Source organism: Streptomyces sp. NPDC050856 (assembly GCF_040653855.1).
Classification (GTDB): Bacteria; Actinomycetota; Actinomycetes; order Streptomycetales; family Streptomycetaceae; genus Streptomyces.
Genome location: NZ_JBFAGV010000025.1, coordinates 76,691 through 90,760 on the forward strand (window position 1 = coordinate 76,691; position 14,070 = coordinate 90,760).

Sequence of the window (14,070 nt, forward strand, 5' to 3'; positions counted from 1 at the left end):
GCACTGCACGGCCCGGCCTTTCTGCCGCGGCCGGCGCGGGCATGGCCAAGCGCGCGCCGCGACCAACGTACTGGTCGCGGCGCGCGCTCATCCGCTCCGCCATGGCGCTACACGTCGGGTGGTGGCGTGCAGCGCACCGGATGCTGTCTTTCCCCGCCGGGTCAGTGGGATTCGTCGTAGGGGTCGCGGCTGCCGGACTTGGCCAGCCCGCGGCTGATCATGCAGCCGACGGTCAGGATCACGATGTACAGCCATGCCTTGTCGGCGCGGAAGTAGTCGGCGTGTCCCTCTTCGGTGCCCACGACCATGGAAGCGATCAGTACCGCGACCACGGAGGCGAGGTAGGTGAAGAATTCGGTCGTCTTCAGAGCCGACTTCGTCTCGGTCGACAGACGGCGGGGCCGATGCGCGACAGGGTCGCTGCCCGAGTACTGGTGCCGGGTTACCGAGCGGGGTTTTCCATGCTCATGGCGATGCGTCCATCCAGTCCGTGCAAAGCACCTCGTGCACTCCACGAGCGCGGAAGCGCCGCGTCAAGATCAACGCTCTCAGCCCCCGACTACCCCAAATCAGCCATGTAAACGGCACATAAAAGTGTGCCGAATGCATCAACCGCCTGGGTGCGTCGCCCCGCCAGCCGGTGCACCCTTGTGCTCATGGGCAGCGCGCCGATCGTCGTACACCAGCCGTCCGAGACAGGCGGTCGGCGCGTCACCGTGCACCGGCACGGACGGGACGAGATCCTCGGGCTGGCGCACTCCGACCACGACCTGATCGTGTTCCTTGAGGCTGCTGGCGTGCAGGACCCGGACGCCCTACTGGACGACCCGCACTGGGTCGAGTGGCGCGGGGGTCGAGCCCACCACTTCGACGCCGCATAGCACCGTGGCGGTCATGCACTCTCTGATCGCGGTGGAGATCGTGCTGCGCGACCGCATCCCGGACGCGGGCACCAAGCCGCTGTTCCAGATCATCAAGCAGGGTGCCGACTCGCCCGCCGGGTGCCGTCGGGCAGCCGCCGACTTCCCGGCTGTCCGCCGCTGTTTGCGGGCCGGGCCGACACCGATGGAGGGGGTCGTGTGCTGCGTCAAGAACCGGCGTCCGCTTGGTACGCGCCGGCTGCGGGCGGCTGGATCGCCTCTCAGAAGCCCCCGCCGCCGCTCCGTGGCCCCGAGGGGCCGTCACTTCTTCGCGGGCGCAGAAACGAACACGGCCCCCGCTCCGGGTACTGCCCCGGGTCGGGTGCCGGCGTCGGCACCTGAAGGTGGCCACCCGGCTCCGGGAGGGTGTCACCGTATCTAGGAGCTCGAGCGGCTCGTGGGCGGCGTCGCTGAGCTGATGACGTTGCTCTGTGGCAGGTGTCGGGGCAGGTCCTGTGGTCACGGGTAGTGCCAAGCGCAGGTACGTTAAGGTCAATTATCGACCAGAAGGTCTGTTTAGCGCCATTGGATCATCATGCGAAATATGTGGTGGTGTGTTCGCGGGTAGGTTGAGGATGTCGGCCGTGGAGCATCTGCGGTCGCGCACTTCGAGAGGTTTCCTCATGCGCTTCATGCGCACGACTGCTCTTCCCCGGACCCTTCTGGTCGCCGCGATCACCGTGGCCGGTCTCACCGCCACCCCCGCCCTGGCTTCCGCGGCGGGCTTCGCTGAGAGGGGTAGCGCCCGCTCCCTCAGCGGATTCAGCCTCCTGGGCCTTCCCGGGGCCAACGGAGCGAACGGCACGGGCACCAGTGGCGGGATCGGCGGCCTCGGCGGGACCGGCGGTGCCGCCGGCGCGAACGGAAACGGAGGCACCGGCGGCGCCGGCGGCGACGCGAGCGGCAGCGCCAGTGTCGGCGGTGCGGGCGGCGCCGGGGGCGCCGGGGGCGCCAACGGCAACGGCGGCAGCGGCGGCTTGGGTGGCGGCGCCACCCTCGGCGGCAAGGGAGGCAAGGGCGGCGTCGGCGGGGTCGGCGACGCGGGTAGCGGCATCGCCGGCGGCAAGGGCGGTAACGGTGGGGCGTCCACGGTGGGCGGTGGCCGCAAGGGCGGCACAGGCGGTGCGGGCGGTGCCGCCAGCCCGGTGTGTCCCGGCAAGCCCGGCGGCAACGGCACCGCCGCCACTTTCGATACCGACGGCACCACCGGCGCGACCGGCGCCGCCGGGAAGTCCACTCTTCCCTGCTGAACCGACCCTGCGGGGGAATGACCGGACCAGCCCCGCATGGGACGACACCCCGTCCCTTACCGCCGCCCCGCCCCTGGTGAAGCAGGGGCGGGGCGGTCCGCGGCACTCCCGCGGCACAGGCGCGGCGGGAGTGCGCAAGGCGTGGCCGGGAGTCGCCGGCGCCCGGGCCCCGCGCGGCTGTTCACGGGCAAGACGCCGATCCGGTGTCCGGCCGTAGCCGTTCACGTCGGTCCGCACTGGTCGGAGCGTCCGGCCGGAGCCAGTGGGTGATGTCCACCGCCAGGACCAGGCGCCCGTCGGCTGCCCGGAGCTGCGGCAGCCCGGCCAGCACCCGCCGCAGCCGCGACACGTCGATGTTCCCGCTGTTCAGCGCGTCGTACATCGCGCCATGACCGCGCCGGTGCTCGGCCGTCAGCGTGAGGTCCACTGGCGTGGTCACTGGCCCGTCCGCACACAACAGCGCATCGGTCAGCTCGAACAACGTGTCCCCGCGCGCGGTCAGGCAGTCGAAGAAGTCGTCGCGGAAGCGTGACGCTTCCGCGAACGCCTTCCCCACACCAGCTTCAGGCAGCAGACTCACCCTCACGGCCTCCGTCGTCATCAGTGCCCCTTGGCCGGAGCACATGATCAGACGAAGGCCGTCTCAGCGTCCGGCGAACACCCACCTGAGCGAACCCGTTCGAGAAACTGTTCGGAGATCGGCACGCACGAGTCGGGGTATCACCAGAGCAGGCGGGCATCATGTCGAGGTGGCTGCTCCCGACTCTCCACCGCTCGCCGTTGACGACCGCGGCAACGCCCTGGTCACCTTCGTCCGAGGAGCGGAAGACAAGCCGCCTGGTGATGCACCCCTGCCGGTTGCGCTGGTGGCCCTGTGGCACGGCAGCCGCGTCTTGATGGCCTTCAACCGGTTCCGGGAGACGTGGGAACTGCCAGGCGGGCGGATCGATCCCGGCGAGACTGCTCGCCAGGCAGCCGCGCGCGAGTTGCTGGAGGAAACCAGTCACGTGCCCCACGGACAACTCTGCTTCGTCGGCTTCGCGGGCTTCACCCTGGCACCCGACGAGCGTGCCGAATACGGTGCCCTGTTCACCGGCCAGGTCGCTGACGTCTCGCCGCTATTCCAGCCCAACGACGAGATCGCGGCCATCCGATGGTGGGACCTTCGAGAGCCCTTGCCAGGACGACTCCAGCCACTGGACGCTCATCTCGCAGAGCTCAGCCGCAACGCGCTGACGAGCACCCGCCACGGCACAGCCCTAGGTTAAAGAACAAGCTCAGATGTATTGCTGGATCCACGCTTGGCCGTCGGCGGACGCGATGGCGAGACGCATGGCGCCTCGGGCGACGACCAGTTCCGTGGCCTGGATTTGGGCGACGGTGCACACGTCCCACAACTCGGGGAGGCTGTGGACCCGGGCTGTCTCCAGTGCGATGTCCCAGTAGCCCGAGTAGCCAAGGGTGCCGCCGGCGATTCGTACTACGTCGGGGTTGAGGATGTTGACCAGCGAGGCGATGGCGAGTCCGAATGCCTCGCTTGCTGCCTTCACAACGTGCTTCGCGCGGCGATCGCCCTGGGCGAGCGCGGCATGGATCTGCTCTGGAGGCTTGCCCAGCGCATGCACGATCGCGGCGCCGCCGGCCACGTCGTCGAGCCGTTTGACGCCTTCAGGCGTCGACATGGGCATGCTGCCGACCTCACCAGCCCATCCCCGCGAGCCGCGAACGACTCGTCCCTCACACAAGTAGGCCGAGCCCACTGCGGTCCCACAGACGATCACCACGGCGGATGAGGTCCGAGGGAGACCGGCCGTTTCCTGGGCGAGAGCGCCCCGAATATCGTTGACGAGCAACTGAGGGGCGCCGTCAAGGATTCCCTGCCAGCCTCTGAGCTGTGGCAGGACGTCGGAGATCTTCACCTGCCCGTGCTCCACAAGCCCAGGGACTGCGATCCCCAGCGCCGTGGGCTTCAGGTAGTTGTCAGCAAGGAACGCCTGGACGGCTACCTCGATGTCTCCAGAACTGGTCGAGGGCCCGGTGGCTAGGCGCCGCGTGATCGGTGTCTCAAGATCCGGCCCTTCGGCCAGCATGAGCAACTTCGTGCCACCGATGTCCACGCCCACTGTTGCGTGCCGCATTGCCCCACCTCACGCGTTGGTCCTGAGGCAGCAAATATCGCGGGGCGATGCATGTCCCGTTGGGAACCGTCGCCCGCCGGAACCTCACCGCGCTTGGCTTTATCGAGCAGTGTCGGCACCTTCGACCTGTGGCTGTGCACCGGCCCCGACCACGGGCACGCCTGGCTGGTGGTCAGCGTCGGGGTGTGGACCGAGCCACAACTGTTCGACGAGGAGCCCGCGGCCCGGATCGGCCACTTCGGCTTCACCCCGCACCACCCGCTGCTGTTCCTGCCGCGCCCGCCCGGCCCCGTGACCTTCACCGCGCGGGTTACCTCCGGAGCCTTCCCCGCAAGAGCACGTCGCGTGCGAAGGATGCCGATGCGATCGGCACCGCCCACCAGTGGACCGCGAACGATCCCGCAGCCCTGGCCGCACGAGTCCAACGCGACCTGACCACCCTGTGGCCTCATCTGGCCGCCAAGGTCCAGGAACTGCTTCGCTGGGCCTTCAGCCGCCTCGCCTGACCACCACACCACCCATGCCCCTGGCCGCGCCACCGCCGCCCGTCACCGTGGTCATCGACCGCCATGACGACGTCATCCACACCCGCACCGCCCTGGCCGCCCACCACCTGCCGTCCGGCCGGATCACTTTGCACCCCGGCCCGGGCACCACCAGCGAGACCGGCCTCGCCCACGACCTTCTCGCCGCCCTGGGCAAACCGCCCCTGCTCACCGGGCGCTTCCCCGCCGGGCGCCAGCCCGCCTGGGAAGCCGCTGCCGCATGGATGACCGCCCTGCCCCTCACCCGGCTGACCGTCCTACGCGCCCACCGCCTCACCACCCGCCGCACAATTCGCCTCCTGGAGCTGCGTGCCCTCACCGGTATCCACCTGACCCTGGTCTGCCACCGCCCCCACCTTCCCGCCGCCCTGCACCAGGCCCTGCAGACGGCCGACTACTCCCTCACCAGCAACCTCGACGCAGCCCGCCGCCACTACTACGGCACACCAGTCACCGAACCCCCACTCGCAGACGAGCCTGCCGGGCCGACCGGTCCGTGGCTCACCCTGCCCGCACTGGAACGCCTCATCTCCTACGACAGCCCCCGCCCCTGCGCCGACCCGTGCACGCCACCGCCGATCGCCTGGCGGCACCGCCCACCGCCCGCTCCTCTCACCGAGCACACCGCCCAGCGAGTCGCCCACCGCCTGCACGCGGCGATCGCACATCCGCGCCTGGCCGCGGCCGTCGCCGCCGCGCTGTTCACCGGCGCCTCCCTCCAGCAACTCGCCACCGCACGCCCCCGCGACTACGACACCGCCGCGGCCACGCTCGCCCTCCACGACCGCGCCCGCTACACCGACGGCTGCGCCGCCTACCCCGTACCACCCTGGGCGGGCATCTTCCTTAGGGCCGCGGCCTGCTTCACCCGGCTCGTCTCCGGCGAAGACCAGGAACTGCTCGCCGCGCCCGGTGACCGCGGACACCTGCTGCGCGTGGCGGAGATGGCCAGACTGCGCCCGCCCCAGCCGCCCGCAGCCCGCCGCAAAGGCCCAGTCGGCCGTGTGGAGTGGGACTGGCGCGAGCGGCAGGAAGCCGAGAGGTATCAAGCGGTGCCGACCAGTCGCGTCAGGCTCTCACGACGCTGAACACCCTGACGTGGTTACGCGCGACGGGCCGGGCTCAGCCGATCGAGAAGTCGGCGAACTCGCCATCGCTGAAAGCGATGTGCAGACCGTGGGCCCGGCGGCCCCCGTCACGGAAGTAGGCGTGCCCGAGCGCGCGGGCGAGGATCACCGTCTGCTGCTGCTCGCCCGCGCCGGCATCCCGGGCGGCGAACAGCTCCCGAGCTACCTCTCCCGGCAGGTCCTGGGTAATCCACCGCACCCGCGGGTCGTCCGAGGAGCCTGCTGAAGCCGCGAACCCGAACCGCGCCCTGGTATGGAAGACGAAGCCCTCCCTCTCGGCCTGGGCGCGCCGACGGGCCCGTATCCGGGGCTGCCACCGAGCCAGGACTGCTTCCTCGATCGCCCGAACCTGCGTCGGACCCGGGGGGCGACGCGCGCCTGGCTTCTTCGTCATCCACCGCTGCACAGTGCGCTGCGAGACGCCCAGCACCGTGGCCACCTTCCGGGTGGAACCCCGGTGCGCCGTCAGCAGAAACCGCAGGCGGGCCTCAGTGCTTGAGGGAATGGGACGGGTGCGCAACGCGCGCTCCAGTCCCTGCTCGATCTGTCCCACGTCCGCCTCTCCCAGTGGCCAGTCGGCAGGGCCAGCCCCCCGCAGTCCATAGCGTCAGTTCTCCCGCATCGCCCGCCCCTGCCTGCCAGTTTCTGCATTCTCGGGACGGCGTCGGCTGACGCAGGCTACGAGCCCCTCGGGGGGCACTGGCGACAAGCTGGCGGCGCGCGTCAGGACGGACGTCGCCGGCGCCCGGTGCTGTCCTTCGGTACGGAGTCCCACCAACGGGTGAGGCGGGAGACTCCCGCCGGATGGAGGCCTGGACTGCCTGGACGCCCCACCCATCCAGGCCGTGTGACCCCCTCCGCAGCCGGTGCCACCACGGGCCTGCCCAGGTCCGCCGCGCTGTGACCACGGTCACACGACTCAGTGTTGTGCGAGAGCCACTCGCGGAGGACGGTGGTGACCGGCGCGGGGCCGACAAGAAGGACCACCATGAGATCGAGCACTGATCGGGTCGCAGAACTCTTCGGCACCGACGAAGTCCGAAGCCTCCTCGCCACCAACCTCCCTGGCTACGAGTCCTATGCCTTTTCTGAGATGGCCCGCGCAGCACGCGACCGGCTCGCCAACACCTCGGCCCACAGCGTCGGCATTCTCGCGCGGGAACTGCGTCGCGCCGGCTTGGCCATCCATCACGCCCGCGACACCTGCCAGCACGCAGGAGAAGACGTAGCTCAGCTCGTCACGTTTACCCGGACTGGCTGCGACTGGTGGGCGAGCACGGTGGACCACGATGGCCCTGGGCTTGTCCAAACCCACCTCATTAATCCCTGCGAACAGCTGCTCAGCGCCGGCAACACTGATGAACGCGACGACGGCTACGCGGCGCTGCGCGGACTTGCCACCCGACTCGGATCCCACAGCGGCTTCACGTCTCGCTGGACGCTGCACATCGACGACGGTGCGTAGCGTGAACGTCCACGCAGTAAGAGCAAGGACAGGGGCGAGGCGACATCCGGGCCGCTCGCCAGCTGCCGCACCGCTGCAAGTGGTAGCCCACGCTGAGATACCGCTCGGGCGAAAACCGCGCGCCGGGCCGACCTCCTCTTTTCTACACTTGTGGTCGTGGCGATGATCTACAGCAGTGGAAGCTGCGATGACCTTCCCGAATACGCGAGGCCGGATGGGTACCTGGCTCCGCTCACCGCCACGCCCACCGAGTGGGTCACGGTCCTCGGTAAGCCCGTCCAGGACAGTTTTGATTGGGGGGTCAGCAGCTATCTGACCCGTCCTGCGGCGAGGGAACATGCTCTGCAGGAGTACACCTGGAGTCAGGCCGCGATCGGCGCCGCTGGGATCAGCACCGTCTACTCGGAGGAGCGCACGGTCTTCGAGGAGGGGCTGCGAGACGAAGAGGAGCACGCGGAGTTCTTCGTACAGCTCCGCACCCATCACGGGCTCGCCGAACCGACGCTGGAGTTCACCCCCTCGTTCCTGTGGTACTTCGACGCCATCCCCAGGAACGACGGCTCCTGGTACTACCTAGACGACGCCGGTCGTGACCACGAACTGGTACGCACCCGACGCACCGACACCGAGCTGCGCATCGACATCGCGGCCATGCCCTTGCGCCGCTACCTCGCCGCACGGAGCCGCTTGCTGGTGATCCAGCATGACCGGGTCACCCGTCTCGATCACGTCCCCGACCCGGCGATCGACGCAAGCGACCGCTCCGACCTGCGGCACTTCGCCTTCCACAGCGGAGACATCCACTCCGTGGACCGCCCGGGTTTCGTACGGCTGGTCGGAAAGCAGATCGTGCTGCCCATCGAGGCAGAACCGGCCGACCTGGCCCGCCCTCACACCTCCGAACGCCGGTTCCCGGAATTTACGGTCGCCATCGACCCCAACACCGGGGAGCGCATCACCTCCACGTGCGAGCCCGACAAGCTGAGCAACTACTTCACCGACCGCGGCACCCCGCACTACGTGACGCGGGTCTACTTCCGGCGCGAGGTCCTCAACCGGTACACCTCTCAGCCGTCCCGCTACCGCATCGAGAACGGCCGCCTGAGCTGCCTGGGACTCTGGGGCATCTCCATCGGCACCAACCCCGACGGTCTCATCGAGGTCTACCTCGGAGACCTCGGACGTGACCTGCCAGCCGAAGAACGCGATCACTGGCTCAGCTTCAACGTCCCGCCCACCGGAGGACGCGACGAGGGCCGCTTTGACCGCGACATCCTCGGCCGGTGGACCGATGGACCGCCCGACCCGCTACGCCGACTGTTCGCCGCACGAGAGCACTTCAGCGCCGCCCTGGGAACGCTTCTGGGACAAGCGGTCTACAAGCCATGGCACCCCGCCGACCAAATCGCTTTCGAGGGCCTGCACATGCCCACCAGCAGTGAGCAGCACGAAGCCGACACCCTCATACTGCTGCTCGCCAAAGGCGTCATCGACTACCTGAACGTCAAGGCCCTCCGGCGCCTTCCCGGAGTGACCGACTCCAAGGCGCAAAGCATCAACTGCCTCGAAGCATGGGTCTCCTCCAGCGGAGGTGACAGCGACGCGCTGATCCGCCCGTTGCGCGTCCTGCAAGGCCTCCGCTCCACCGGGCCGGCCCATCTGCGCGGGAAGGACTGGCACGCCACCCTCACGCGCGCCGGCCTTGACGCATTGAGACCCGATGAGCAGTTCGTGCAGGTACTCACGCTGACCGGTGACGCACTCAGCGCGCTCGCCCAGCATGCCGAGTCACAGCACCAGGCCAGCCAGTAGACAGCCTGCAGTGCCCGCAAATCACTGACACTCTCTGTTTGGTTGCGTGTATGACTGGCGTGAAAAGCCAAACAGGGGAGGGCAGCCGGTGGGTAAGGCGTCGTCGGGGAAGCGTGCGGCCAAGGCAGGCGGCACCCGGGATCACACAGTGCCGCAGATGTACCTGAAGCACTTCGCCCAGCACGTAGCACGCCGCAAGTACGAGCTGAAAGTGCGACGGCTCGACAAGATCAATGAGCCGTTTCCCGTGACGCCTACCGGCATAGCCGCTGAGACCGGCTACTACTGGGGTATCAGTGCCGAAGGGGTCCCTCACCACGCTGTTGAGGAACTGTTTACCTCCCTTGAGGGACACGCCGAAACAGTCCTGAAGGTCCTCCTGAACGATCCGGACTGGGCGCTCACACCGCACTGGCCGTTGAGACCGGACCAGCGCCATGTCCTCGCCTGGTGGATGGCTGCCCAGATCTTGCGCACAACGCGCCAGCGGAAAAGGCTTACCCACCTGCAGACCGAAGCACCGGACATCACCGGCCTCCCGCAAGAAGTGCACACGCTCGCACAGAACAACCCCCACCTGCGCTACATCGTTGAGAACACCGTCAGGTTGGCGCTCATCTTGGAAGCACGTCCGTGGGCGCTGGGCTTCAGCGACATGTGCCTGCTAACCAGCGATACCCCGATCGCCATATGGAACCGCCCCGACGACGAAGACCAGCTGCGCGCCGCCGCACTGAGCGACATCCTGCTTCCGCTGGATCCTCACCGCTTTCTGTTCCTGCCTGGCCCTGCTACTCGGGGCACCGACCGGCGTAAGCACGTGGACCACTTGATGCACGCGAAGGGCGCCATCGGCTTCGCGCTCGTGGAGGTGGCGTACGACGTGGCTGACCAGTTCGTGATCCACCACCCGGAGCACGATCCCTGGAAGCATTGGGAGCCGAACAGCCCGGGTCAGCCCAAGCCGTGGGACGGGCAGACGCACTCTGGTCCTCAGTACATCTTGGAGTACGGCGTATTTCCGCCCAGTCAGAACATTGAACGGCGCTGGACCGTGGAGCATCCACCGCCTCGCTCCCCAGACGTGTTGTACCCCTGACCTGGATAAACCCTGGCCCACAGCCATCAGCGGCCCTGTGTTGCGACCCACGTGGCACCGGGTCCGGCGCTAGAAAGCAGACAAAAGCCCCGGGGTTACGACGTCCCGGGGCCTTTGTTGACCTTCCAGCTCAACAACGAGCGAGGCGGCGTGTCACACCCACTTGATGCCGAGCTCCCGCAGGGCGGCGAGCTGTTCGGCGCCCAACCGGTCCCGCCTCGCGCGTGTGTTCGAGATCCATACGCCGAGTTTCACGGTCACCGGCTCTGCCTCGCCGTGGACTGTGATGTGTTCGCTGTGGGCCCTTGGTACGGGCCGGTCCGTGCCTTCCCGCTCTACCCACTGCGTGAGGGCCGTCAGGCCCCGCTGGAATGCCTGCTGGGCTTTGCTCGGGGCTTTCGTCGTACGAGCGACTGCCGGGGCGGTAGGAGTCTGGTCGGGCTGCACGCCCAGCTTCCACAGCCGTTCCTGCTGCTCGGTCGACAGCAGCTTCCAGGTGGCGGGCTTTTTCTGCCGCTGGAGCCACCGTCCGATGTCGTCGCCTTCGAACAGCACTCCGGGTTCGATGGCCGGCAGCACCCCGCCAGGCTCGTCCTCGGCGAGGTCGGCGAGGACGCGGTAGTGCCGCTGCCAGTCCAGCGGCCACGGGCAGTTCCAGTCCTCATCGACCGCGGCCAGCTGCTGCGCGCGCTCCGCCGCTCGCTTCGGGTCCTTGCCGAGGCCGCCCTTGCGGCGGAGGTTGGCCATGTGCTGGCCGACCGGCATCATCGCCTCGCCCTCGCCCCACACCGCGTCCTGACGCGGCGCGAGGTGTCCCATGGCCCGCCGGTAGGACCGCAGCGCGGCGAGCTTGTTCTCCCACGCCTCTTCGCCCGGTTCCCAGACCATCCCGGCCTCCGGCGCGTCCAGCAGCGTCTTGCGCCGCTCCTCCAGCTCCCCGGCCCGCAGCGCCTTCCGCTGCTGATGCACCCATCGCCCCAGCGGGAAGTCCTTGGTGACGCCGACCTCGCCCTCGACGTCATACGGAACGGCGTAGAGACCGGTGATCTCGTTCTCCTTCCGCCACCGCAGCAGCGCCTGGTAGCCCTCCAACCACACCAGGGACTCGGGCCGGTAGACCCGCGTACGCAGGAACGCCGCGATCGTCGCGGCGTCGCGCGGACTGGAGAAGTGGAGCAGGGCCGCTTCGGCGGCGGCCTGGATGTCGTCGTCCTGCTCCTGGTCCTCGCTCTCGCCGCCGGTCCCGACGATCCGCCCGTCCTCGTCGCGCCGGACGTGGACCTTGCGCTTGCCGCTCGTGAGCGCCCGGGAAGCGAGCTGCTCGACCAGACGTTCGTCATGCGAACGCAGCCCCTGCAATACGGCTACAAGGGGGCGGAACGAGGCGCTGGCGACCATGTCGGTGGGGTCCTCGCCGGGCTCCAGGAACACCGGCACGATGATCCTGGCCACCTTGGTGCGGCCGTCCTTGTTGAGCCGGAGCGCCCGGCCGATGTTCTGCACGATCTCGACCTGGGAGCCGCGGGTGTCGGCGAAGCAGATCGAGTCGACTCCCCGTTCGCCGGTGATGTCCACGCCTTCCCCGAGCACGCGAACGCTGGCGAGGAAGGCGCGGTGCACCCGGCGCCCGGCCGCGTCGATGCCGCCTGCGAACTGGCGCAGCACCTCGCGCCGCTCGGAGACGAGGTGGTCGCCGCACAGCCACGCCGACCACACCCGGTCCGGGGGTACGTGGCGGCCGGCCTCCAGCTCGTAGAACTCCGCGTCGATCGACGACGCGGGGAGCTTCTCCGCCTTCGCCAGGTCCTCGTCCGAGGCGTCGTTCATGTACAGCTCGGCCGCGGTCTCGGGGAGCTTCTCCGCGAACGCGGCGGCCTCCTCGACCTTCTGGTGGAACGTCATGATGGTGCGCAGGTTGTACGCGGCGGCGTGCTCCAGGAGCGCGGTCTGCAGCAGCGCCAGGCGCCGGCCGCGCCGGGCCTCCTCCGTCTCACCGATCACGGGGGAGGGGTCGCGGATCTCCAGGACGTCGATCTCGAACCCGGCGAGGATTTCCCGTTCGATCGCCTCCGAGAGCCCGAGCTCTGCGAGCCACGCGCCGTAGGTGCCGGTCGGGTCGTCGGCCATGGTCGCGATCTCCGCCTCCTGGCCGTCCGCGCCCCTGCGCGGTTGGGGAGCGGCGAGGATGCGCGGGGTCGCGGTCAGGTAGAGCCGGAAGTCAGCGGGGATACGGCTGTTGTCGTGGATCGCCGCCCACGGTCGACCAAGATCACCGGCGGTTCCGTGGGCCTCATCCACGATCGCGAGGTCGAAGCCGTCCATGCGCTGGCCGTAGAGCCGCTCCCCGCCCGCCAGAGCGGCCTCCAGCGGCCCGCGAACCTTCCGCTGACCCGTCGGGTCTTCGGGGTCCTCGCGGTCCACGAGAGAGGCGTACGTAGCGAACACGACGACCGGCCCGGATCCGGCCCACAGCGCGAGCTGGATCGGATTGGTGGTGGTGCGCACGCCCAGCTTGGTCAGCACCGGGTCGTTCTCCAGGGAGCACACCGCCACCATCGGGGCCCGGTGGCCCACCAGGCGCCACGCCTGGGCGGTCTGCGCCAGCAGGTCCAGAGTCGGAACAGTGACGAGGATCCGGCCGTCCGCGAACGACTCCAGCGCGCACGCGGCGGCCGTGATCGTCTTTCCCGATCCGGTCGCTGACACGATCGTGCCCCGGGCACCCTGCGGGGGCACGGACGACCTTGCAGGGAATCCCACCCACTTACGGAAACGCGCTTTCTGGTCTACCTGGTGTTCCCGGAGTTGGATCACCGGCATTCAATGTCTCCTATTTCCTGAGTTCAAAGATAATTATTACAGAGGCGAGCAGAATCTACTCTGAAAGCCTGCCTCTCCACCTGTCACCCAGTCAGAGGACCTCGGTGCAACATCGGTTCACGACCTTCCTTGACCAAAAAGAACATGGTCACGAGAGGAGCAGCACATTAGAATTTTGGTCATGGCTAACGACTTCTGCGAGGTCATGTTCCTTCCATCCTCCCAGTGCGACCATTGCCGTTCAGCACAATCAAACCTCCCCCGAAGGGTGTACATCACGAAGGGCGGCAGCGTTTACCACCGCACACCAAACTGCGAAGGCCTCAAGGACGGCCAACGGTATGCCCGTTGGAAAGGCCACGATGTCCACGACATCGAGTCCGTCCCACGCAGCGACGTCCAGGCCAGGCTCGGCGCTTGCGAGGTATGCCGCCCCGACCTGCCACCACCCTCCTGGTAAGAAAACACCCGGCCAGGATCGTTGGCGGGTGTCCTGTGTTTCCGCCAACGGTACATGCTGCATCAACCTGATGCACGCGCACACTAGAACCCGACACGAACGAGCGACACCCCACCCTTGCTGCCAGACCGGCCCGCGTCAGCGGGCCCAGCACCCCTGGAGGCGCAGCCGAAAGGGGCGTTGAGGCGAGGGAGCGAAGCGGACGAGCCGACCCGGGATGGAGCGCAGCGGAAGCCCGGGAAGCGGGGCAACGCCCCGCCCGGTCCGGGAGCGCAGCGGACGGACCGTCACCCCCGCCTGCGCAGCAGGCGGGGGTGAGCGGGCGGCGCAGCCGCCCGCCAGCGCTCCCGCGGAGCGGGAGCGCAACCCCCGCGCGCAGCGCGGGGGTTCGCTTGCACATCGCGCAGCGATGTGGTACCCGCGGAGCGGGTACC

General features: G+C 68.5%; 12 protein-coding genes and 1 pseudogene. 8 read left to right on the plus strand and 5 right to left on the minus strand.

Features of this window, described 5'->3' with window-relative positions; all coding sequences use genetic code 11:
* Window positions 1-161 precede the first annotated feature (161 nt).
* Window positions 162-332 (minus strand): hypothetical protein, encoded by a 171-nt coding sequence (locus AB0H53_RS21675; protein WP_362115653.1) that lies wholly within the window; start codon window positions 330-332, stop codon window positions 162-164.
* 324 nt (window positions 333-656) lie between these two features.
* Here AB0H53_RS21675 and AB0H53_RS21680 point away from each other — a divergent pair, with 324 nt between their 5' ends.
* Together AB0H53_RS21680 and AB0H53_RS21685 are read left to right on the plus strand one after the other, a co-directional pair.
* Window positions 657-881, plus strand: coding sequence for a hypothetical protein (locus tag AB0H53_RS21680; protein ID WP_362115656.1), 225 nt, complete (start codon window positions 657-659; stop codon window positions 879-881).
* 671 nt (window positions 882-1,552) lie between these two features.
* Entirely contained in the window at window positions 1,553-2,170 is a 618-nt protein-coding gene (locus tag AB0H53_RS21685; protein WP_344366988.1) for a hypothetical protein, read from the plus strand.
* A gap of 226 nt (window positions 2,171-2,396) precedes the next feature.
* Here the strand turns inward: AB0H53_RS21685 and AB0H53_RS21690 are convergent.
* Window positions 2,397-2,771, minus strand: a pseudogene (locus AB0H53_RS21690) (transposase); the annotation flags it as partial.
* A 148-nt stretch (window positions 2,772-2,919) separates the two neighbouring features.
* Here AB0H53_RS21690 and AB0H53_RS21695 point away from each other — a divergent pair.
* The gene (locus AB0H53_RS21695; protein ID WP_362115660.1) at window positions 2,920-3,438 is read left to right on the plus strand and encodes an NUDIX hydrolase; all 519 of its coding nucleotides are present in this window, start codon (window positions 2,920-2,922) and stop codon (window positions 3,436-3,438) included.
* Window positions 3,439-3,447: 9 nt separating this feature from the next.
* Here AB0H53_RS21695 and AB0H53_RS21700 read toward each other — a convergent pair whose 3' ends face one another.
* Window positions 3,448-4,308, minus strand: coding sequence for an ROK family protein (locus tag AB0H53_RS21700; RefSeq protein ID WP_362115663.1), 861 nt, complete (start codon window positions 4,306-4,308; stop codon window positions 3,448-3,450).
* Between the two features lie 93 nt (window positions 4,309-4,401).
* Here AB0H53_RS21700 and AB0H53_RS21705 point away from each other — a divergent pair, with 93 nt between their 5' ends.
* Both AB0H53_RS21705 and AB0H53_RS21710 read left to right on the plus strand, forming a co-directional pair.
* A complete protein-coding gene (locus tag AB0H53_RS21705) occupies window positions 4,402-4,743 on the plus strand; it encodes a hypothetical protein (RefSeq protein ID WP_362115666.1) in 342 nt (113 codons plus the stop codon).
* Between the two features lie 85 nt (window positions 4,744-4,828).
* Window positions 4,829-5,941, plus strand: a complete 1,113-nt coding sequence (locus AB0H53_RS21710) for a hypothetical protein (protein ID WP_362115669.1) — start codon at window positions 4,829-4,831, stop codon at window positions 5,939-5,941.
* Window positions 5,942-5,975: 34 nt separating this feature from the next.
* Here the strand turns inward: AB0H53_RS21710 and AB0H53_RS21715 are convergent, their stop codons facing one another.
* The gene (locus tag AB0H53_RS21715) at window positions 5,976-6,533 is read right to left on the minus strand and encodes a helix-turn-helix domain-containing protein (protein ID WP_362115672.1); all 558 of its coding nucleotides are present in this window, start codon (window positions 6,531-6,533) and stop codon (window positions 5,976-5,978) included.
* A 435-nt stretch (window positions 6,534-6,968) separates the two neighbouring features.
* Here AB0H53_RS21715 and AB0H53_RS21720 point away from each other — a divergent pair, with 435 nt between their 5' ends.
* The 3 genes from AB0H53_RS21720 to AB0H53_RS21730 all read left to right on the plus strand — a co-directional run bounded on the left by AB0H53_RS21720 (window position 6,969) and on the right by AB0H53_RS21730 (window position 10,356).
* Window positions 6,969-7,445, plus strand: a complete 477-nt coding sequence (locus AB0H53_RS21720) for a hypothetical protein (RefSeq protein ID WP_362115675.1) — start codon at window positions 6,969-6,971, stop codon at window positions 7,443-7,445.
* Between the two features lie 162 nt (window positions 7,446-7,607).
* Window positions 7,608-9,257 (plus strand): hypothetical protein, encoded by a 1,650-nt coding sequence (locus AB0H53_RS21725; RefSeq protein WP_362115690.1) that lies wholly within the window; start codon window positions 7,608-7,610, stop codon window positions 9,255-9,257.
* A 148-nt stretch (window positions 9,258-9,405) separates the two neighbouring features.
* Window positions 9,406-10,356 (plus strand): DUF4238 domain-containing protein, encoded by a 951-nt coding sequence (locus tag AB0H53_RS21730; protein ID WP_362115693.1) that lies wholly within the window; start codon window positions 9,406-9,408, stop codon window positions 10,354-10,356.
* A gap of 153 nt (window positions 10,357-10,509) precedes the next feature.
* Here the strand turns inward: AB0H53_RS21730 and AB0H53_RS21735 are convergent, their stop codons facing one another.
* The gene (locus AB0H53_RS21735) at window positions 10,510-13,176 is read right to left on the minus strand and encodes a Helicase associated domain protein (protein ID WP_362115678.1); all 2,667 of its coding nucleotides are present in this window, start codon (window positions 13,174-13,176) and stop codon (window positions 10,510-10,512) included.
* Window positions 13,177-14,070: the final 894 nt, after the last annotated feature.